General features: G+C 68.2%; 17 protein-coding genes. 8 read left to right on the top strand and 9 right to left on the bottom strand.

Going from position 1 to position 20094, the window contains the following annotated elements; all coding sequences use genetic code 11:
* The first annotated feature begins 30 nt into the window (after nt 1-30).
* From ACZYZ9_RS01950 to ACZYZ9_RS01935, 4 genes are read left to right on the top strand one after another with little or no spacing between them, the layout of a single operon-like run.
* Nucleotides 31-3027 carry a bifunctional [glutamine synthetase] adenylyltransferase/[glutamine synthetase]-adenylyl-L-tyrosine phosphorylase gene (locus ACZYZ9_RS01950; RefSeq protein WP_463824514.1) on the top strand — a complete coding sequence of 999 codons (2997 nt, stop codon included), beginning with the start codon at nt 31-33 and terminating at the stop codon, nt 3025-3027.
* Entirely contained in the window at nt 3024-3671 is a 648-nt protein-coding gene (locus ACZYZ9_RS01945; protein WP_463824513.1) for a PaaI family thioesterase, read from the top strand. Before ACZYZ9_RS01950 ends, ACZYZ9_RS01945 begins: the two co-directional genes overlap by 4 nt.
* Nucleotides 3668-4528 (top strand): TIGR03619 family F420-dependent LLM class oxidoreductase, encoded by an 861-nt coding sequence (locus tag ACZYZ9_RS01940; RefSeq protein ID WP_463824512.1) that lies wholly within the window; start codon nt 3668-3670, stop codon nt 4526-4528. The genes ACZYZ9_RS01945 and ACZYZ9_RS01940 overlap by 4 nt, the downstream gene beginning before the upstream one ends.
* Nucleotides 4529-4566: 38 nt before the next feature.
* On the top strand, nt 4567-4788 hold the full coding sequence (locus tag ACZYZ9_RS01935) for a hypothetical protein (protein ID WP_463824511.1): 222 nt from the start codon (nt 4567-4569) through the stop codon (nt 4786-4788).
* Between the two features lie 63 nt (nt 4789-4851).
* Here the strand turns inward: ACZYZ9_RS01935 and glnA are convergent, their stop codons facing one another.
* Nucleotides 4852-6288, bottom strand: a complete 1437-nt coding sequence (glnA, locus tag ACZYZ9_RS01930; RefSeq protein WP_463824510.1) for a type I glutamate--ammonia ligase — start codon at nt 6286-6288, stop codon at nt 4852-4854.
* A gap of 219 nt (nt 6289-6507) precedes the next feature.
* Between glnA and ACZYZ9_RS01925 the strand changes: the two genes are divergently transcribed.
* The gene (locus ACZYZ9_RS01925) at nt 6508-6939 is read left to right on the top strand and encodes an RDD family protein (RefSeq protein WP_463824509.1); all 432 of its coding nucleotides are present in this window, start codon (nt 6508-6510) and stop codon (nt 6937-6939) included.
* Nucleotides 6940-6943: 4 nt separating this feature from the next.
* On the opposite strand, the gene ACZYZ9_RS01920 is transcribed toward ACZYZ9_RS01925, so the two are convergent.
* The 5 genes from ACZYZ9_RS01920 to sucB form a co-directional block, all read right to left on the bottom strand.
* Nucleotides 6944-7696, bottom strand: coding sequence for a DUF4191 domain-containing protein (locus ACZYZ9_RS01920; protein ID WP_463824508.1), 753 nt, complete (start codon nt 7694-7696; stop codon nt 6944-6946).
* A gap of 26 nt (nt 7697-7722) precedes the next feature.
* Nucleotides 7723-8658: a lipoyl synthase gene (gene lipA / locus ACZYZ9_RS01915; RefSeq protein ID WP_463824507.1), complete on the bottom strand. Its 936-nt coding sequence runs from the start codon at nt 8656-8658 to the stop codon at nt 7723-7725.
* Nucleotides 8655-9344: a lipoyl(octanoyl) transferase LipB gene (lipB, locus tag ACZYZ9_RS01910; protein WP_463824506.1), complete on the bottom strand. Its 690-nt coding sequence runs from the start codon at nt 9342-9344 to the stop codon at nt 8655-8657. Before lipB ends, lipA begins: the two co-directional genes overlap by 4 nt.
* Nucleotides 9345-9803: 459 nt before the next feature.
* The gene (locus ACZYZ9_RS01905) at nt 9804-10727 is read right to left on the bottom strand and encodes a TIGR01777 family oxidoreductase (RefSeq protein WP_463824505.1); all 924 of its coding nucleotides are present in this window, start codon (nt 10725-10727) and stop codon (nt 9804-9806) included.
* Nucleotide 10728: 1 nt separating this feature from the next.
* Complete coding sequence (gene sucB / locus ACZYZ9_RS01900; protein ID WP_463824504.1) at nt 10729-12618, bottom strand: 2-oxoglutarate dehydrogenase, E2 component, dihydrolipoamide succinyltransferase; 1890 nt, start codon at nt 12616-12618, stop codon at nt 10729-10731.
* Nucleotides 12619-12842: 224 nt separating this feature from the next.
* On the opposite strand from sucB, the gene ACZYZ9_RS01895 reads away from it, so the two are divergent.
* Nucleotides 12843-14627 carry an SDR family oxidoreductase gene (locus tag ACZYZ9_RS01895; protein WP_463824503.1) on the top strand — a complete coding sequence of 595 codons (1785 nt, stop codon included), beginning with the start codon at nt 12843-12845 and terminating at the stop codon, nt 14625-14627.
* 11 nt (nt 14628-14638) lie between these two features.
* Here ACZYZ9_RS01895 and ACZYZ9_RS01890 read toward each other — a convergent pair whose 3' ends face one another.
* From ACZYZ9_RS01890 to ACZYZ9_RS01880, 3 genes are all read right to left on the bottom strand, one after another.
* Nucleotides 14639-14983: an aminopeptidase gene (locus tag ACZYZ9_RS01890; RefSeq protein WP_463824502.1), complete on the bottom strand. Its 345-nt coding sequence runs from the start codon at nt 14981-14983 to the stop codon at nt 14639-14641.
* Between the two features lie 102 nt (nt 14984-15085).
* A complete protein-coding gene (locus tag ACZYZ9_RS01885; protein WP_463824501.1) occupies nt 15086-16645 on the bottom strand; it encodes a leucyl aminopeptidase in 1560 nt (519 codons plus the stop codon).
* Nucleotides 16646-16656: 11 nt separating this feature from the next.
* Nucleotides 16657-17802 carry an adenylate/guanylate cyclase domain-containing protein gene (locus tag ACZYZ9_RS01880; protein ID WP_463824500.1) on the bottom strand — a complete coding sequence of 382 codons (1146 nt, stop codon included), beginning with the start codon at nt 17800-17802 and terminating at the stop codon, nt 16657-16659.
* 14 nt (nt 17803-17816) lie between these two features.
* Here ACZYZ9_RS01880 and gcvT point away from each other — a divergent pair, with 14 nt between their 5' ends.
* Both gcvT and ACZYZ9_RS01870 read left to right on the top strand, forming a co-directional pair.
* Nucleotides 17817-18920 (top strand): glycine cleavage system aminomethyltransferase GcvT, encoded by a 1104-nt coding sequence (gene gcvT, locus ACZYZ9_RS01875; protein WP_463824499.1) that lies wholly within the window; start codon nt 17817-17819, stop codon nt 18918-18920.
* A gap of 54 nt (nt 18921-18974) precedes the next feature.
* Complete coding sequence (locus tag ACZYZ9_RS01870; protein ID WP_463824498.1) at nt 18975-20081, top strand: branched-chain amino acid aminotransferase; 1107 nt, start codon at nt 18975-18977, stop codon at nt 20079-20081.
* Nucleotides 20082-20094: the final 13 nt, after the last annotated feature.

Genomic DNA, 20094 nt, shown 5'->3' with positions numbered 1-20094 from the left:
CGTGGGCGCCCATCTTCTGTACCGCTTGGCTTGGCATCGTCGGCGGCGCGGGTCGTGACCAAGCCCGCCACGCAGCGACCGAAGTTGCCCAGCGTCGGCCGGCTCGGACTGATGGACCCCCGGGCCGGCGCCCGGCTGACGGAACTGGGCTGGGATCAGCACGACGATCAGGCGCACGTCGACCTGCTCTGGTCGCTGTCGCGCGCTCCGGATGCCGACGCCGCGCTACGCGCCCTGATCCGGCTGGCCGAGGCGCTGGACTCCGGTTGGAACGAACTGAACGCGGCACTGCTCGCCGAACGCAGTCTGCGTGGCCGGCTGTTCGCCGTCCTGGGTTCCTCCCTGGCGCTGGGGGACCACCTGATCGCCAACCCGCAGTCCTGGAAACTGTTGCGGGGCAAGGTCAAACTGCCGTCCGCCGCCGAGCTGCGCGCGTCGTTCTTCGAGTGCGTCGAGGAATCCTCGAATTCGATCGAGCTGCGCCTGCGCGTCCGCTACCGCGACCACCTGCTGGTGCTGGCCGCCCTCGACCTGGCGCCGACGGTGGAAGACGAGCCGGTGCTGCCGTTCACCACCGTGGGTGCGCAACTGGCCGACACCGCCGACGCCGCGCTGGCCGCCGCCCTGCGCGTGGCCGAGGAGACCGTGTGCGCCGACCAGACGCCGCCGCGCCTGGCCGTGATCGCGATGGGCAAATGCGGTGCGCGGGAACTGAACTACGTCAGCGACGTCGACGTGATCTTCGTCGGCGAGCGCGCCGACCCGATCACCACCCGGGTTGCCGGCGAGATGATGCGGGTGGCGTCGGCAGCGTTCTTCGAAGTGGACGCCGGGCTGCGCCCAGAGGGCCGGCACGGGGAACTGGTTCGCACCGTGGAATCCCACGTCGCCTACTACCAGCGCTGGGCCAAGACCTGGGAATTCCAGGCGCTGATGAAGGCCAGGGCCGCAGTCGGTGACGCCGAACTGGCCCAGCGCTACCTCGAAGCATTGACGCCGATGGTCTGGACCGCCTGCGAGCGTGAGGATTTCGTGCCGGAAGTGCAGGCCATGCGGCGCCGGGTCGAAAAACTGGTGCCCGCCGACATCCGGGGCCGCGAGCTCAAACTCGGCAGCGGGGGACTGCGCGACGTGGAGTTCGCCGCGCAGCTGCTGCAGTTGGTGCACGGCCGCAGCGACGATTCGCTGCACGTCGCTTCCACCGTGGACGCGCTGACCGCGCTGGGCGAAGGCGGCTACATCGGCCGCGAGGACGCGGCGAACATGATCGCCTCCTACGAGTTCCTGCGACTGCTCGAGCATCGCCTTCAGCTGCAGCGCCTCAAGCGCACCCACCTGCTGCCCGAGGCCGACGACGAGGAGGCGGTCCGCTGGCTGGCCCGGGCAGCGCACATCCGTCCCGACGGCCGCCACGACGCGGCCGGGGTCCTGCGCGAGGAACTCAAGCACCAGAACGTCCGGGTGTCGCGGTTGCACGCCAAGTTGTTCTATCAGCCGCTGCTGGAGTCGATCGGCCCGCCCGGGCTGGAACTGGTCGGCGGACGCATGACGTCCGAGGCCGCGATACGACAGCTGGCCGCGCTGGGCTACGAGGCCCCGCAGATCGCGTTGAAACACATGTCGGCGCTGGTCAACCAGAGTGGCCGGCGCGGGCGGGTGCAGTCGGTGCTGATGCCCCGCCTGCTGGACTGGCTGTCCTACGCCCCCGACCCCGACACCGGGCTGCTGGCGTACCGCAAACTCAGCGAGGCGTTGTCCTCGCACACCTGGTACCTGGCGACGCTGCGGGACAAACCCACCGTCGGACGACGGCTGATGCACGTGCTGGGCACCTCGGCCTTCGTGCCGGATCTGTTGATGCGCGCACCAGAGGTCATCCAGTCCTACGGTGACGGCGTGGCCGGGCCCAAACTGCTCGAGAGTGAGCCCGCGGCGGTGGCGCGTGCGCTGGTCGCCTCGGCGGGCCGGCAGAGCGACCCGGTGCGCGCCATCGGCTCGGCGCGCACGCTGCGACGTCGGGAATTGGCCCGCGTCGCCTCCGCCGACCTGCTCGGCATGCTGGAAGTCCGCGACGTGTGCGCGGCGTTGACATCCATCTGGGTCGCTGTGCTGCAGGCGGCGCTGCACGCCGTCGTTCGGGCCAGCCTGCCGGCGGACGGGCGGGCGCCGGCGACGATCGCCGTCATCGGCATGGGCCGGCTGGGCGGTGCGGAGCTGGGCTACGGCTCGGACGCCGACGTGATGTTCGTCTGCGAACCGGCCGACGGAGTGCCCGACTCACAGGCGGTGAAGTGGGCAACCACCGTCGCCGAGCAGGTGCGAAAGCAGCTGGGCACACCCAGCGTCGACCCGCCGCTGGAGGTCGACGCCAATCTGCGGCCCGAGGGCCGCAGCGGGCCGCTGGTCCGCACGCTGGCCTCCTATGAGGCGTACTACGCGCAGTGGGCCCAGGCCTGGGAAATCCAGGCGCTGTTGCGCGCGCACGCGGTCGCCGGCGACGCGGAGCTGGGTCAGCGGTTCCTGCTGATGGTCGACAAGACCCGCTATCCACAGAACGGCGTGTCGCCCGAAGCGGTCCACGAGATCCGTCGGATCAAAGCGCGCATCGAGTCCGAGCGGCTGCCCCGCGGTGCCGACCCCAACACCCACACCAAACTGGGCCGCGGCGGACTGGCCGACATCGAATGGACGGTGCAGCTGCTGCAGTTGCGGCACGCGCATGAGATCCCGGCCCTGCACAACACCTCGACGTTGCAATCGCTGGACGTGATCGCCGAACACGGCCTGGTCGAGCAGGACGAGGTGGATCTGCTGCGCCAGGCGTGGCTGACCGCCACCGCCGCGCGCAATGCGCTGGTGCTGGTGCGCGGCAAACCCACCGACCAGTTACCCGGACCCGGCCGTCAGCTCAACGCCGTCGCGGTCGCCGCGGGCTGGCACAACGACGACGGCGGCGAGTTTCTGGACAACTATCTTCGAGTGACGAGGCGGGCAAAAGCAGTGGTGCGCAAGGTGTTCGGCAGTTGAGTCAGGAGATGGGCGCGCTCGGCGGTGTGGAGTTCGAGGAATTGAGCCCCGCGGAGGCGGACCGGGTGACAGCCCTGCATGCGCCGTTGGCGCAAGCCGTCCGGGAACTCCTCGACGCCACCATCAGTACCGAGGCGGACGACGACGTCATCGCTGCGGCGACAGCCACCGTCGCGGGGGTCACCGAATCGTTGCGGCAGCGAGTCCGGCCCGGCAGAGTGAGTTACCGCGTCGGCGATCGCCCGCTGCCGTTGGGCAATGCCGTTGTCGGCGTGTGCAATCCGATCGCGCCGCCGGTCGTCGTGCAGCATGAGGGCGGCGGGCGGTGCTGGGCCGAGTTCGTCCTCGGTCGCGCTTACGAGGGCCCGCCCACGCTGGTGCACGGCGGGGTCAGCGCACTGGTGCTCGACCACATCCTCGGCGAGGCGGCCAGCGAGGGACTGCTGAAACCGCGTTTCACCGGAACCATCACCGTGAAGTACCTGCGCGGCACACCGCTGGGCCCGCTGCGGGCCGAGGCCTGGATCGACCGCAAAGAAGGTGTCAAAGTCTTTGCGCGCGGCTTCATCTCGGATGCGGCCGGGATCACGGTCGAGGCGGAAGGTGTCTTCATCGAACCGTCCTGGGTAAGGAACGGGCAGTGAAGTTCTACGTCAGCAGCGCCTTCCTGGACACCCCGGAGATCGTTGAGATCGCCAGGGCCGCTGACGAACTCGGCTACGACGGGATCGGCATTCCCGACCACGTGGTGAACCTCGAGACGCTGCAGACCCCGTACCCGTACACCAAGAACGGGCAGCGCCGCTGGCAGCCGTTCACCGACTGGCCGGATCCGTGGGTGCTGGTGGGTGCGCTCGCCCAGGTCACCACCCGACTCAAGTTCGTCAACACCGTCTACATTCCGGCGATGCGCAACCCGTATTCGGCCGCCAAAGCCATTGGGACCGCGGCGGTTCTGGCTTCCGGGCGGGTGGAGTTGGGCATCGGGGTGGGCTGGTGCCGCGAAGAGTTCGAGTTGATGGGGGAGCAGTTCGCGGCGCGGGGCAAACGCACCGACGAAATGATCGCGTTGATGCGGGAATTGTGGCAACCGGGCTGGACCGAATTCGACGGCCGGTTCTACCAGGCGCCGCGACTGGAAATGCAGCCGACGCCTCCGCCGATCCCGGTGTACGTCGGGGGTCTGAGCGACATCGCGTTGCGGCGGGCCGCGCGCTACGACGGATGGATCGGGGACTTCATCAAGACCGACCGCGCCATCGAGCGGGTGGCTAGGCTGCGGGAACTGCGTGCCGAAAACGGTTTGTCCATGGACGGTTTCACCATCCTGACGCCGTTGATCGATGCGTTCACCGCCGCCGACTACCAGCGCGCCGAAGACGCCGGCATCACCGGCATCATCACAATGCCGTGGATGTTCTACGCCGGGCCGCAGGCCACGCTGGCCGAGAAGATCGACGGCATGCGGAGGTTCCGCAAGGACCTCGCGCTCGACGCCTAGATTCGCGGCCGGGCGGCGCCGTGGGCGATACTCCACCCATGCCTTTTACGGTCGTCTTCGGCAACGGTGAAGCACGGGACTACGGAGCCGCGGACAGCTTCGAGATCACCGACGCCGGCCTGCTGATCATTCAGCTCAAGCGCGAGGACATCAGCCGCCACATCGTGGCGCCGGGCGCCTGGCTGGAGGTGGTGGAGATGGTCGAGGGGCAGCCGGTCAAGATGACGCGGGGCATCATCGCGCACCGCCCCAAGCTGTAGCCCGAGACGCAAAACCCCCCATCTCCGTTGCGGGAAATGGGGGGTTTGCGACTGCTAGCGGGTCTACACGTCGTAGTACAGCGCGAACTCGTACGGGTGCGGCCGGATCTGAACCGGCAGGATCTCGTTGTCCCGCTTGAAGTTGATCCACGTCTCGATCAGGTCGGAGGTGAACACCCCGCCCTCGGTGAGGTACTCGTGGTCCTCCTCCAGCTTGTCGATCACTGCGGACAGCTGCACCGGAGCCTGCGGGATGTTCGCAGCCTCCTCCGGCGGCAGCTCGTAGAGGTCCTTGTCCACCGGTGCCTGCGGCTCGATCTTGTTCTTGATGCCGTCCAGGCCGGCCATCAGCATCGCCGAGAACGCCAGGTACGGGTTGCCCGAGGAGTCCGGGCAACGGAACTCCAGCCGCTTGGCCTTCGGGTTGCTGCCGGTGATCGGAATACGGACGCAGGCGCTGCGGTTGCGCTGGCTGTACACCAGGTTGATCGGGGCCTCGTAGCCGGGCACCAGCCGCTTGTAGGAGTTCACCGTCGGGTTGGTAAAAGCGAGCAACGACGGGGCGTGGTGCAGCAGGCCGCCGATGTAGTGGCGCGCGGTGTCCGACAGGCCGGCGTACCCGGTCTCGTCGTACATCAGCGGGTTGCCGTCCTTCCACAGCGACTGGTGGGTGTGCATGCCCGAACCGTTGTCGCCGAACAGCGGCTTGGGCATGAAGGTGACGGTCTTGCCGTGCGCCCAGGCGGTGTTCTTGACGATGTACTTGTACAGCTGCATGTCGTCGGCCGCGTGCAGCAGCGTGTTGAACTTGTAGTTGATCTCGGCCTGCCCGCCGGTGCCCACCTCGTGGTGGCCCTTCTCCAGCTCGAATCCGGCGTTGATCAGGTTGGTCAGCATCTTGTCGCGCAGATCGACGTAGTGGTCGACGGGGGCCACCGGGAAGTAGCCGCCCTTGGGGCGCACCTTGTAGCCGCGGTTGGGGCTGCCGTCGAGCTCGTTGGGCGAACCGGTGTTCCACCAACCCGAGATCGCATCCACCTCGTAGAACGAGCCGTTGGTCCGCGAGTCGAAGCTCACCGAGTCGAAGATGTAGAACTCGGCTTCGGCGCCGAAGTAGGCGGTGTCGGCGATGCCGGTGGAGATCAGGTAGTTCTCCGCCTTGCGGGCGACGTTGCGCGGGTCGCGGGAGTACGGCTCCAAGGTGAACGGGTCGTGCACGAAGAAGTTCAGGTTGAGCGTCCTGGCCTCGCGGAACTGGTCGATCTTGGCCGTGGCAGGGTCGGGCAGCAGCAGCATGTCGGACTCGTGGATCGACTGGAAACCACGGATCGACGAACCGTCGAAGGCCAGGCCGTCCTCGAACACGCTCTCGTCGAAGAACGAGATCGGGATCGTGAAGTGCTGCATCACTCCGGGCAGGTCACAGAAACGGACGTCGACAAACTCGACGTTTTCGTCTTTGGCAAGTTTGAAGACGTCGTCGGGCGTCTTATCCGTCACAGAAAGCTCCTTTACTCGGTGATTCGCGGCCGACGCTAGGGACGTCATGTTGCGAGTCCGTCAACCCCGTGTTGCACAGGCGTTACGTGCCGCAGCACTCGCGACAGCGCTCGGTCAACCGCCGAGCCCTATTGTGAAAGCCATGGCCCGCAAGATCGTAACTGGTGGTCGGTCGAGGCGTTACGGGCCGTCCCAACGCCCGCAATCGTGGACGATCCGATGACGCGGGAATCAGCTCCCGGTTACCCGGGCCAGACGCTGGGCCTGCCGCAGACCGGCCCGGGGTCGCTGGCGCCCACCGGGCGCCGGTTGGTGGCGTTGCTGGTCGACTGGTTGATCGCCGCCGGTCTGGCCCTGCTCGCCCTGACGTTCGGCGCGATCTCCGAGGCCGTGTTGTCGACGGTGCAGCTGGTGATCTGGCTGGTGCTGGGCGCGGTGTCGGTGCGCCTGTTCGGCGTCACCCCGGGCCAGCTGGCGCTGGGCCTCCAGGTGGCGGCGGTGGACGGCCGGCTGCCCATCGGCATCGGCCGCAGCCTGGCGCGCGTCGTGCTGATTTTCCTGGTGGTCCCGCCGCTGTTCACCGACGCCGACGGGCGTGGGCTGCAGGACCGGCTGACCAACACCGCGGTGCTGCGGCGCCCAGGTCGGTAGCGGTCTACCTGCGGCGCACCGTGCGTTGTACACCGCGCATCTTGCCCGCGTTCGGCAGCGGCCCTTTCGGCAGCATGCCGGCGCCGGCCCGCGACCCCAATGCGGCCAGCCGCGACTCCAGCGACTCCATCTGCTTGGCGGAGATGTTCGACGGCAGCCGGGTCAGGTGTCGCTCCAGCTTGGCCAGCGGAATCTCGCCCTCGCCGTTGCCGACGATGATGTCGTAGATCGGTACATCGCCCACGATGCGCGCGGTGCGCTTCTTCTCCTGGGCCAGCAGCGGCTTGACCCGGACGGTCGAACCCTCGCCGACGAAGATGACGCCGGGCCGGCCGATCACCCGGTGCACCGCGTCGAAGTGCCCGGTCTGCGCCACCCCCGGGGTGACCCGCCACTTGCCGCGCAGGTTGTCCAGCACCCACGCGGCGGCACCGGCCTGGCCATCGGCCTGTCGGTAAATGCTGCGCCGGGCCCGTTGCCCGAAGACGATGAAGGCCACCAACGCACCCAGCATCACGCCGAAGATCGGCATCATGATCGCGGTCAGCCCGCCGGCCCACACACCGATCGCCACCGCGGCAGCCATCACCAGCACGAACGCGGCGATCATGTACGGCAGCAGCCGCTTGTCCTGCTTCCGCTGCATGTTGAAGGCCTGCCACAGTTGGCTCCGGCGCTCTTTGGATGCCGCCTTGCGGGCGGCCGTCGCCTCGGCCTTGGCGGCCTTGCTCTCGGCAGCAGATCGGGATTTAGCCATAGTCAGTAAGGATACGTACGCACCGGTCACCCAGACGTCGCGGTGCGGGCGGTGCGGGCCTGCTCGTAGAGTCGCCCGGCCCGATACGACGAGCGCACCAACGGTCCGGCGAGCACCCCGGCGAAACCGAGCCCCTCCGCGTACTGCGCGAACTCGACGAACTCCTCGGGAGTGACCCACCGCTCGACGGGGTGGTGGCGCGTCGAGGGCCGCAGGTACTGCGTGACGGTGATGATGTCGCAGCCCGCGGCGTGCAGGTCAGTCAGCGCGGTGCGCACCTCGTCGGGAGTCTCGCCCAGGCCCAGGATGAGATTGCTCTTGGTGACCAGCCCTGCCTCCCGCGCCTTTGTGAGCACACCGAGGCTGCGCTGGTAGGTGAACGCCGGCCGGACCCGTTTGAAGATGCGCGGCACGGTTTCGACGTTGTGCGCCAACACTTCTGGGCGGGCATCGAAGACCTCGGCCAGCCGGGACGGCACACCGTTGAAGTCGGGGACCAGCAGTTCCACACCGGTGTCGGGGTTCAGTTCCTTGATTGCCCGCACGGTTTCGGCGTATAGCCAGGCGCCGCCGTCGGGCAGGTCGTCGCGGGCGACGCCGGTGACAGTGGCGTACCGCAGCCCCATGGTCTGCACGCTTTCGGCGACCCGCCGGGGTTCGTCGCGGTCCAACTCGGTGGGCTTTCCGGTGTCGATCTGGCAAAAGTCACACCGACGGGTGCACTGGTCGCCGCCGATCAGGAACGTGGCCTCGCGGTCCTCCCAGCATTCGAAAATGTTGGGGCAGCCGGCCTCTTCGCAGACGGTGTGCAGGCCCTCGCGCCGGACCAGGCTCTTGAGTTGGGTGTACTCCGGGCCCATCCGGACCCGCGTCTTGATCCACGGCGGTTTGCGCTCGATGGGCGTCTGGGCGTTACGCACCTCGAGGCGCAACAGTTTGCGTCCTTCGGGAACGACGGTCACCGTGTCGATGGTACGCGGGCGGCGTCGTGTTCCCGGACGGCCAGCACCCCGTCCAACGCGTTGCCCACCGCGTCGGCGACCGCTGCCCGGACCTGCTCCACGGTGACCGTTCGGTGCAACTCCGCGGACAGTGACGTCACCCCGGCGTCGCTGATGCCGCACGGCACGATCGCGTTGAAAGCGCCGAGATCGCAGTCGCAGTTCAGGGCGAAGCCGTGCAGGGTGGTGGCGCGCGCGACCCGCACCCCGATGGCGGCGACCTTGCGCGCCGGCCGGCCCGGCACCCACACCCCGGACCGCCCGTCGACCCGGCCTACCTCCAGGCCCAGGTCGGTGCACACCTTGATCAGGGCTTCTTCGAGGCGACGCACGTAGTTGACGACGTCGAGCGGCTCGGCCAGCCCGATCACCGGGTAGCCGACCAGCTGGCCGGGGCCGTGCCAGGTGATCTTGCCGCCCCGGTCGGTGTCTATGACAGGTGTTGCGTCCAGCGGCCGTTCCTGCGGTTCGGTGCGTCGGCCGGCGGTGTAGACAGCCGGGTGTTCCAGCAGCACCAGCGTGTCCGGGCCGCCGCCGGCGCGCGCGTCGGCCAGGTCGCGCTGCAACTGCCACGCCTCGACATAGTCGATGCTGCCCAACTGTCGGACGTCGAGGGGGGCGAGGCTGGATCTGATGGATCCCGTCACAGTGGCCAGGTTAGCGGGGGTCGCCTGTTGCGTCGCGTTGCGCCAGCGTGACGCTCGATGTCGCCTGCCACGCTGGGGTGACGCTGGGCGGGCGGTGGTGTGGTGCTTGGGCGCGGGTTGTCACGCTGGCGTGACGCTGGGTGGCGACGGTCGCGCTGGCGTGACGCTGGGTGAGGGGGGCGTGAGGCTGGGTGGGCGGTGGTGTGGCGCTGGGCGCGGGTTGTCACGCTGGCGTGACGCTCGGCGGCGACGGCCACGCTGGCGTGACGCTGGGCGAGGGGGGCGTGAGGCTGGGTGGGCAATGGTGTGGCGCTTAGCGTGGGTTGTTGCGCTGGCGTGACGCTCGGTGCCGACGGCCACGCTGGCGTGACGGTGGGCGAGGGGGCGTGACGCTGGGCGAGGGGGGCGTGACGCTGGGCAAACCGAGGCGTGACGCTGCGAGGGGGTATGCGTGCGCAGTCAGTCCTGGTCGCGCCGGGCGGTGGCGTACTCCAACGCCTCGCCAATGGTGTTGTGGTGGAACTGAAAACCTGCTCGCTCCAGCGCCGTCGGGATGACGCGCTGACCGGCGAGCAACCCCTCGTCGGCGAATTCGCCGAGCGCCGCGCGCACCGCGAACCCGGGCAGGACCAACGGGGTCGGGCGGTTGATCGCGCGGCCGAACGCGGTGGTGAATTCGGCGTTGGTCACCGGCGCGGGCCCGGTCATGTTGACGGGACCGGACAGCGTGGGGTGGAAGATGGCGAACAGCAGCGCGCGTACCTCGTCCTCGAGGCTGATCCACGACATGTACTGACGGCCGTTACCGAGCCTGGCGCCCAGCCCCACCGAGAAGACCGGGCGCATCATGCGCAGCGCGCCACCCGCCGGTGCCAGCACCACGCCGGTGCGCGCCAGGACCACCCGGGTGCCGTCGTATTGCGCCGGCAGGGTGGCCGCCTCCCAGTCCACGCACAACTGCGCGAGGAAACCCCTTCCGGCCGGGGCGTTTTCGTCGACGACGCGATCCCTGGTGTCGCCGTAGTAGCCGACCGCACTGGCATTGATCAGGGTGCTCACCCCGGCGTCGGCGACGGCGGCGGTCAACACCTCGGTCGGGGTGATCCGGCTGTCGCGCAGGCTCTGCTTGAACGCCCCCGACCACCGGTGTGAACCGACGTTGACCCCACACAGGTTGACCACGACGTCGACGTCGACGAGCACGTCGGGATCCAATTCACCGCTGTCCGGATTCCAGTGCAGCTCTTCGGAATTCGCCGGCGTCCGGCGCACGATGCGCAGCACCTCGTGGTCGGCGGCGCGGAGCGCGGCGGTCAAAGCCTGACCGATCAGACCCGAGGAACCCGCAATGGCGATTACGGCCTTCGGGAAGGCTTGAGCCATCTCAAAGTCCTAGGTCGGCCTCGAAGGCCCCCTCTTCGAGCCGGTTCTTGATCGTAGTGAGGAATCGGCCGGCGTCGGCGCCGTCGATCAGGCGATGGTCATAGGTCAGCGGCAGATAGCAGATCGAGCGGACCCCGATCGACTCGTTGCCGACGTCGTCCACGATCACCCGGGGGCGCTTGACGATGGCGCCGGTGCCGAGCATGGCTGCCTGCGGTGGCACCAGGATGGGGGTGTCGAACAAGGCGCCTTGGCTGCCGATGTTGGTGATGGTGAAGGTGCCCCCGGACAACTCGTCGGGCTTGAGTTTGTTCGACCGTGCGCGGGAGGCGATGTCGGCGATGGCCCGGGCCAGACCGGCCAGCGACAGATCACCGGCGTTGTGCACCACCGGGGAGAGCAGACCCTGGTCGGTGTCGACGGCGAACCCGAGGTGCTCGGCGTCGTAGTAGGTGATCTCTTTGGATTCCTCGTTGTAGCTGGCGTTGACGTTGGGATGAGTCTTGAGCGCGTCGATCACCGCACGGGCGATAAACGGCAGGTACGTCAGATTCACGCCCTCGCGCTCCGCGAACGACGACTTCGCGCGCGCCCGCAACGCCACGATCCGGGTCATGTCGACCTCGTGGGTCTGGGTGAGCTGAGCTGTCAGTTGCAGCGATTCGCGAGTTTTCTTGGCGGTGATCTGCCGGATCCGGCTGGCCTTCTGCGTGGAGCCGCGCAGGTGCGCCAGTGAGGGTGCCGAGCTGACGGCGGGTTTGTCGGCCGGTTTGTCGGCGGCGGGCTCGGCGGCGGCGGGCTTCTTGTCCTGTTGTTGCTTCTCTTCGGCCTTCTTCTCGGCCAGAGCCAGCACGTCCTGCTTGCGGATCCGGCCGCCGACGCCGGTCCCGGTCACTTCGGACAGGTCAATGTTGTTCTCCGAAGCCAACTTCCGCACCAGCGGAGTGACGTAGGGAGTGCCGTCGGAGTCCTCTGATTGCGACTTCGGCTCTTGGCGGGGCTCCTCTTTCGGCTCCTCCTTGGGTGCGGGTTTGCGCTCTTCCTTCGCCTCTTCCTTGGGTTCCTCTTTCGGCTCGTCCTTGGCCGGGGGCTGGTCCGCGGCCTCTTCGGCCGTGGTCTCTTCTTCTTTGGCCTTCTCTTCTTTGGGCTTGTCTTCTTCCGGTTCGGGCTCTTTCTTCTCCGGCTCCTTGGATTCCGGTTCTGTGGACTCCGACTTCTTGCCCGACGACTTCGAGTCGCCGATCTTGGCCAGTTCGCCACCCACCTGGACGACGTCGTCTTCCTCGGCGGTGATGCTGACCAGGACACCGGCCACCGGGGATGGGATCTCGGTGTCGACCTTGTCGGTGGACACTTCCACCAGCGGCTCGTCGACCTGGACCGAATCCCCGACGCTCTTCAACCAGCGTGTCACGGTGCCCTCGGTAACCGACTCGCCCAACTCGGGCATCGTCACCGAAGTCGCGTCACCGTCGGAGCCGCCCTGATCGTCGGCTCCGTCTGCGCCTCCCGCCTCGTCGGAGTCGTCTTCCTCCGATGGCTCCGCCGCCTCGTCGGATTCGGCGTCCTCGGATTCGTCGGCGCCGCCCGAGTCGCTCTCGCCCCCGGACTCCTCGGCGTCCGCCCCACCGCCGCTGTCGTCGCTGTCATCGTCGGAGTCCCCGATGACGGCCAGCTCGCCGCCGACCTCGACCGTGTCGTCCTCCTGGGCGATGATCTTGGTCAGCACGCCCGCGGCCGGCGACGGGATCTCGGTGTCGACCTTGTCGGTCGAGACTTCGACCAGCGGTTCGTCGACCTCGACCGTGTCGCCTTCCTGCTTGAGCCAGCGAGTGACCGTTCCCTCGGTGACGCTCTCACCAAGTGCTGGCATCTCAACGGAGAAGGCCATCGTTGTTGACTCCTCGATCGGTCGTCGGTCGGCACAGCTCGACCTCTGGCTTACCACATGGTCGTGCACCGGGTACGAAACCCGAGTTGATGTCAAAACCCATCCTGTCACGAGCCACCGACGCTGGACATCCAGGGCGCGCGACTCGGATCGCCGAACCTGTCGGTAGCCGCTGCTACGGTGGGCCACTGATAACGCAGCAATTCGCAGGTGGCGGAGGTTCGATGCCGGCAATACAGCAGGTACCCCAGCAGTTCGTCGACAGCGCCGACGGCGCCCGGATCGCCGTCTACCAAGAGGGCAACCCGGAGGGGCCCACGGTCGTGCTGGTACACGGCTGGCCGGATTCACATGTGCTGTGGGACGGTGTGGTGCCCTTGCTGGAGCAGCGATTCCGGATCCTGCGCTACGACAACCGGGGCGTCGGTCTGTCGTCGACGCCCAAGGCGGTCTCCGACTACACGATGGCCCGCTTCGCCGACGACTTCGCCGCGGTCATCGGCGAACTGAGTCCCGGGCAACCAGTGCACGTACTGGCCCACGACTGGGGTTCGGTCGGGGTGTGGGAGTACCTGACCCGGCCCGGCGCCGGCGATCGGGTCGCCACCTTCACCTCGGTGTCGGGTCCGGCGCACGACCAGCTTGTTGCCTTCATCTTCGGCGCGCTGCGCCGCCCGTGGCGCCCGCGCCGGTTCGCCGCGGCCGTGAGCCAGGCGGTCCGGTTGACCTATATGGCGTTCTTCTCGATCCCGGTGCTGGCGCCGCTGTTGATCCGGCTGGCGTTCCGCAGCGCGGCGGTGCGGCGCAGCGTCGCCGACAATCTGCCCGCCGATCGGATCCGTCACTCCGACAACGTCGCCGGCGACGCCGCGAACGCCGTGAAGGTGTACCCGGCCAACTACTGGCGTTCGTACTCGGGCAAGTTCCGCCGCCAAGGCGTGCGCCCGGTCGACGTGCCGGTGCAGCTCATCGTCAACACCAGGGACAAGTTCGTGCGACCGCACGGATACGACGAGACGGCCCGCTGGGTGCCGCGGCTGTGGCGGCGCGACATCCGGGCTGGCCACTTCTCGCCGATGTCACATCCGCAGGTGATGGCCGCCGCCGTGCACGACTTCGCCGACCTGCACGAAGGCAAGCCGGCCAGTCGAGCGCTGTTGCGCGCCCAGGTCGGTCGGCCGCGCGGTCACTTCGGCGACACGCTGGTGTCGATCACCGGCGCCGGCAGCGGCATCGGCCGCGAGACCGCGATCGCCTTCGCCCGGGAGGGTGCCGAGGTGGTGATCAGCGACATCGACGAGGCCACGGTGAAGGAAACTGCCGCCCAGGTCGCCGCGCGCGGGGGCGTTGCGCACCCCTATGTGCTGGACGTGTCAGACGCCGACGCTGTCGAGGCGTTCGCTGAACAGGTGTGTGCTGAGCACGGCCTACCCGACATCGTGGTCAACAACGCCGGCATCGGTCAGGCGGGAGCCTTCCTGGACACCCCGGCCGAACAGTTCGACCGCGTAATCGATGTCAATCTGGGTGGCGTGGTCAACGGCTGCCGTGCTTTCGGGCGGCGGCTGGCCGAGCGCGGCACCGGCGGCCACATCGTCAACGTCTCGTCGATGGCGGCCTACGCGCCGCTGGGTTCGCTCAACGCGTACTGCACCTCCAAGGCGGCGACCTTCATGTTCTCCGACTGCCTGCGCGCCGAACTCGACGCCGCCGATGTCGGCCTGACCACGATCTGCCCGGGCGTCATCGACACCAACATCATCTCGACAACCCAGTTCAGCGCCGCAGTCGGGATTCTGGACGACAAGGTCGACGGCCGGCGCGGACAGTTGGACAAAATGTTCGACATCCGCCGTTACGGACCCGACAAGGTCGCGAACGCGATCGTGTCGGCGGTGAAGAAGAACAAACCCATCCGGCCGGTCACGTTCGAGGCGTACGCGCTGTACGGAGTGTCCCGGGTGCTGCCGCAGGCGCTGCGCAGCACCGCGCGGGTGCGGGTGATCTGACCCGCGCGCGCTCAGACGCGCAGCGGCGTGCCGTCCTTGCGCCGCACCAACACCGCACCGGCCACCCCGACGAGGCCCAGAACGGCCAACGGAATGGCCCAGCTCCGGCGGCCGGACAGCGAAGACTCGCACGCCGCGACGAAGTCGGTGTGCGGAATGATCTGGTTCAAGATCGGGATGTTGGCGCCGTTCCTGTCATTGGCGTTGCGCGCGCCCGACAAATCCGAGGCTAGGCCGTTTCCACAGCTAACCGTTCCGCCGTTGCTGTTGGACACCGTCACCGGCACCAGGAGCCCGATCACGCCGGCCAGCAGCAGCACGGCGCTTACCGCGATAATCAACCGTCGTACCGTCACAATCAGGCCTTTCCACGAGCTATCCGATATGTGCTCAGGTGATTAGCCGCGACCCGGGGCAGTTAAACGCACCCGAGTTTGCTGCCGGTCCGGCGACCTCGGCTAACCGTTGGCCGCGATGTCTTCCAACACCGCGAACATGGTGCGGGTGGGCACTCCGGTGCCGCCCTTAGGGGAGTAGCCCCACGCGCTGCCGGTGTTGTAGGCCGGACCGGCAACGTCGATGTGCGCCCACTCGACGCCGTCGGCGACGAACTCGCGCAGGAACACCCCGGCCACCAACATGCCGGCGAAGCGCTGACCGCTGATGTTGGAAAGGTCGGCCACCTGCGATTTCAGGTCGTCTTTCAGTTCGTCGGGCAGCGGCATCGGCCAACCGTTCTCGCCGACCCGCTGCGAGATCGCAGCGACCCGGTCCCGGAACTCATCGCTACCCATCACCCCGGGGATTCGGGCCCCGAGCGCGACGGTCTGCGCGCCGGTCAACGTCGAGGTCTCGATCAGATAGTCCGGCCCATCCTCGCAGGCCCGCACGATCGCGTCGGCCAGGATGAGCCGGCCTTCAGCGTCGGTGTTCTGCACCTCGACAGTGATGCCGCCGTATTGTGTCAGCACGTCGCCGGGCCGGGTGGCCGTCGACGACGGCATGTTCTCAGCCATCGGCACGGTGGCGATCACGTCGATCGGCAGCCCCAACTGCGCGGCCAGCGTCACGGTGGCGACCACCGCGGCGGCCCCGCCCATGTCGGAGGTCATGTGGTGCATCGACGCGGCCGGCTTGATCGAGATGCCGCCGGTGTCGAAGGTGACACCCTTGCCGACCAGCGCCACCTTCTTGGCCTGCTTCGAGTTCTTGGCCAGTCGGGATCCGCGGTGGATCAGCCGGACCAGCCGCGGCAGCCGCGACGAGCCCTGCCCGACGCCGACCACGCCGCCGAAGCCGGCCTTCTTCAGCGCCTTGTCGTCGAGGACCTCCACCTCCAGGCCTACCGATTCGCCGAGTTCCCTGGCCCGCTTGGCGAATTCGGCGGGGTACAGGTGGCTGGGCGGGGTGTTGGTGAAGTCGCGGGCGGTGGCCACCGCGGTCGCCACGGCGGCGCCGTGCGCGGCCTGCTTCTTGGCGTCCTTGCCGGCGCTGAGCACGGTGATCTTGCGCAGGCCGGCATCCTTGGGCGCCGTCTTCCCGCTGCGGAACGCGGTGAAGCGGTAGCTGCCCAGGATCAAACCCTCGACGGCCGCCGACGTGACGTCTTGACCCGGCAGTTCGCCCAGCGTGGTGAGCACCGCCTCGGCTTTGCCGAGCGAGCGTGCCGCGACACCGGCCGCACGCCGGACCACATCGGCGGGCCACTCGGCGCGCGGCTTACCCAGGCCGACGGCCAGCACACTGCCCACCGGCAGCGACGACACCACCAGCCGGTGCACCTGCTCGGCGCCACCGGTCGCACCCAGCGCCCGCAGGCCGGCCTCGATTTCGGTGACCGCGTCAGCCGAGAGCACAGTGTCGGTGGCGACCACCTGAGCACGCGACTCGTCGTCCTCGCCGGCGGCGACGACCGGTATCAGCAGTACCGAGGAATCCGAGCCGCGCTTGGGCAGCGCTGTGGCGACCGCGGTGGTGGGGGCGTTATAGGGGGCGTAGGCGCCCGATTGGGGTGTCACGCGCAACCAGCCTAGTCACTGCGTGCCGGGTCCGCGTCGAGCGCATCCCGGCGGTGCAGTTCGAAAGCGGTCACCGGCGCATCGAATCCTTTGAGCGTTAGCGGGCCGTGCGCGGCGGCCGGCCAGTCCGGTAACTGGGCGTGCAGGTCCGCATCGGCCAGGATCTGGCCCGGTGCGGCCGCCGCCACCAGCCGCGCCGCCAGATTCACCGGGTTGCCGAAGTAGTCCCCGTTGATGGCCAGCACGGTGCCGAAGGCCAGCCCCGCGCGCACCTGCAGTCCCTCGTCGCAAGCCTTGGGATGGTCGACGAGGTCGACGGCGGCTTTGGCGAGCTGCTCGGGTGACCCGCACACCCACATCACCTCGTCGCCGATGAACTTCACCACCCGCCCGCCGTCGGCGTGCACCACGTCGGACACCGCGCCGGCGAACTCGTTGAGCATTGCCGACAACTGCGCGGGGGTCAGCGCCTGGGTGAGCGCGGTGAAGCCGGACAGATCGGCGAACCCGACGCCGCACACCACACTCGACGAGGTGTCCCGGATGACGCCCTCGAAATGGGTGCGGGCGCTGGCCAGGTGATGGCGGTGCACGATGTCGATCAGCGCGCCGATCCGGGGCACGAACTCCGCGACCGCGCGGTAGGCCTGCGCGGTGGCGAACTCGTCATGCGTGTGCGTCATCTGGATGTCCGGCGTTCCGGCGCGGATGAGCGTCGACTCGGCCTCGGCGAGCCGGGCCATCGCCGCGCCCAGCACCCGCAGCAACCCGTACCCGCCGTCCCGGCCGACCACGCCCTGCAGCGCGACCCACGTCTGCAGCGCATCGACATCGGCCTGACTGAGCGCGGGCACGTCGGAGCCGGCGATGGTCAGTCCCAGCAGCCCCCAGGCGTGCGCCACTTCATCTGCGGACAGACCGAGCTGTTCTGCGGCCGCGGCCACGGTGTAGATCGGCCGCCCGGACCAGCCCAGGACGTCACCGGCCAGCCCGAACAATCGGCCACGCCGCTCGGCTGCCACCATCTCCTCGACGGTGAAGCCGAGATCGTCCAGATACTTGATCAGGTCGGCGCGCTCGCGCGGATTCGCGATTCCGGCGGCTTCCAGACCGTCCCAATCGAACACCTGCCCAAGTGTGCCAGCAGCGGCAGACATTAGGGTGAGACGCCGTGAGCGGTGCGCCAGATCTGCAGCAAGGCCCGTTGGAAGAACGCCATCGTGAACTGGGCGCGACCTTCGCCGAATTCGGCGGGTGGGAGATGCCGGTGTCCTATGGCGGAACCGTCGGCGAACACAACGCCACCCGCACCGCCGTGGGCCTGTTCGACGTCAGCCACCTCGGCAAGGCGTTGGTGCGCGGCCCGGGCGCGGCGCAGTTCGTCAACTCCGCACTCACCAACGATCTGGGTCGTATCGGTGCGGGCAAAGCCCAGTACACGTTGTGCTGCACGGAATCCGGCGGCGTTGTCGACGACCTGATCGCCTACTACGTCGACGACGACGAAATCTTCCTGGTGCCCAACGCCGCCAACACCGCCGCGGTGGTCGAAGCGCTGCAGGCGGCCGCCCCGGCGGATCTGACCATCACCAACCAGCACCGCGACTACGCGGTGCTGGCCGTGCAGGGGCCGCGGTCCAGCCAGGTGTTGAACGGCCTGGGGCTGCCCACCGACATGGACTACATGGGTTATGCGGACGCGGCGTATGCCGGTGTGCCGGTGCGGGTTTGCCGCACGGGTTACACCGGTGAGCACGGCTACGAGCTGCTGCCGCCGTGGGATTGCGCCGCCGTGGTGTTCGACGCGCTGGTGGCCGCGGTCACCGACGCCGGCGGGCAGCCGGCCGGGCTGGGTGCCCGCGACACGCTGCGCACCGAGATGGGTTATCCGCTGCACGGTCATGAACTGTCGCTGGACATTTCGCCGCTGCAGGCCCGCTGCGGCTGGGCGATCGGCTGGCAGAAGGAGGCCTTCTTCGGGCGGGACGCGTTGCTGGCCGAGAAACAGGCCGGACCGCGCCGGCTGCTGCGCGGGTTGCAGATGATTGGGCGCGGTGTGCTGCGTCCGGGGCTGACCGTGCGTGACGGCGACACCACCATCGGGACCACCACGTCGGGAACCTTCTCGCCGACGTTGCAGCGCGGCATCGCCCTGGCGTTGATCGACACCCAGGCGGGGATCGCGGACGGGCAGCAGGTCACCGTCGACGTCCGCGGCCGGGCGGTCGACTGCGAGGTGGTGCGGCCGCCGTTCGTCGAACTGAAAACCCGTTAGCATCGGCGTTCGCAGGCCAAAAATGCGTTTACACGCGGTTATACAATCGGGCCCATGATCAGCGGCCCACTCGAATTCACGGTTTCTCCCGCGGCGAATCCCGCCGGTGAGGCCGAGCGGGTAGCGATCCTGGCCGACCCCGGGTTCGGCAAATATCACACCGACCACATGGTCTCCATCGACTACACCGACGGGTGCGGCTGGCACAACGGCCGCGTCATCGGCTACGGACCGATCGAGCTGGATCCGTCGGCGATCGTGCTGCACTACGCGCAGGAGGTCTTCGAAGGGCTCAAGGCCTACCGGTGGGCCGACGGGTCCGTGGTGTCGTTTCGGCCCGACGCCAACGCGGCCCGGTTGTGCTCCTCGGCGCGGCGGCTGGCGATACCGGAGTTGCCGGAGCAGTTGTTCATCGAATCTCTGCGCCAGCTCATCGCGGTCGACAGCGCCTGGGTGCCCAGGGCCGGCGGCGAAGAGGCGCTCTACCTGCGGCCGTTCATCATCGCCACCGAGCCCGGCCTGGGAGTGCGGCCGGCCAAGGAATACCGCTACCTGCTGATCGCCTCGCCGGCCGGTGCGTATTTCAAGGGCGGCATCAACCCGGTCACCGTCTGGATATCCACCGAATACGTGCGCGCCAGCCCGGGCGGCACAGGTGCGGCCAAGTTCGGCGGCAACTACGCGGCCTCGCTGCTGGCCCAGGCCGAAGCCGCGGAGCACGGGTGCGACCAGGTGGTGTGGTTGGACGGCGTGGAGCGTCGCTACGTCGAGGAGATGGGCGGCATGAACCTGTTCTTCGTGCTGGGCAAGGGCGGCTCGGCGCGGCTGGTCACCCCGGAGCTGTCCGGTTCGCTGCTACCCGGCATCACCCGGGATTCGTTGCTGCAGTTGGCCATTGATGCCGGATTCACGGTGGAAGAACGCAAGATCGACATCGACGAGTGGGAGAAGAAGGCCGCATCTGGGGAGATCACCGAGGTGTTCGCCTGCGGCACCGCAGCCGTCATCACCCCGGTGGCACGGGTCAAGCGCGGCGAGGACGAGTTCACCATCGGAGACGGCGCGCCCGGCGAGGTGACAATGGCGTTGCGCGACACGCTGACCGGGATCCAACGCGGCACGTTCGCCGATACGCACGGCTGGATGACGCGGCTGGATTAGGGGTCACGCTCGG

Source organism: Mycobacterium sp. IDUB_28 (assembly GCF_055419285.1).
Note: the sequence above shows the minus strand (reverse complement) of the source record. Positions and strands in the feature narration are given on the sequence as shown.

Excerpts from the sequence above, each read along its gene's own strand:
- ACZYZ9_RS01935 (WP_463824511.1), top strand. The coding sequence starts at position 4,567 with ATGCCTTTTACGGTCGTCTTCGGCAACGGTGAAGCACGGGACTACGGA.
- ACZYZ9_RS01895 (WP_463824503.1), top strand. The coding sequence starts at position 12,843 with ATGCCGGCAATACAGCAGGTACCCCAGCAGTTCGTCGACAGCGCCGAC.
- ACZYZ9_RS01925 (WP_463824509.1), top strand. The coding sequence starts at position 6,508 with ATGACGCGGGAATCAGCTCCCGGTTACCCGGGCCAGACGCTGGGCCTG.
- ACZYZ9_RS01880 (WP_463824500.1), bottom strand. The coding sequence starts at position 17,802 with ATGTCTGCCGCTGCTGGCACACTTGGGCAGGTGTTCGATTGGGACGGT.
- ACZYZ9_RS01905 (WP_463824505.1), bottom strand. The coding sequence starts at position 10,727 with ATGGCTCAAGCCTTCCCGAAGGCCGTAATCGCCATTGCGGGTTCCTCG.
- ACZYZ9_RS01920 (WP_463824508.1), bottom strand. The coding sequence starts at position 7,696 with ATGGCTAAATCCCGATCTGCTGCCGAGAGCAAGGCCGCCAAGGCCGAG.
- ACZYZ9_RS01870 (WP_463824498.1), top strand. The coding sequence starts at position 18,975 with ATGATCAGCGGCCCACTCGAATTCACGGTTTCTCCCGCGGCGAATCCC.
- sucB (WP_463824504.1), bottom strand. The coding sequence starts at position 12,618 with ATGGCCTTCTCCGTTGAGATGCCAGCACTTGGTGAGAGCGTCACCGAG.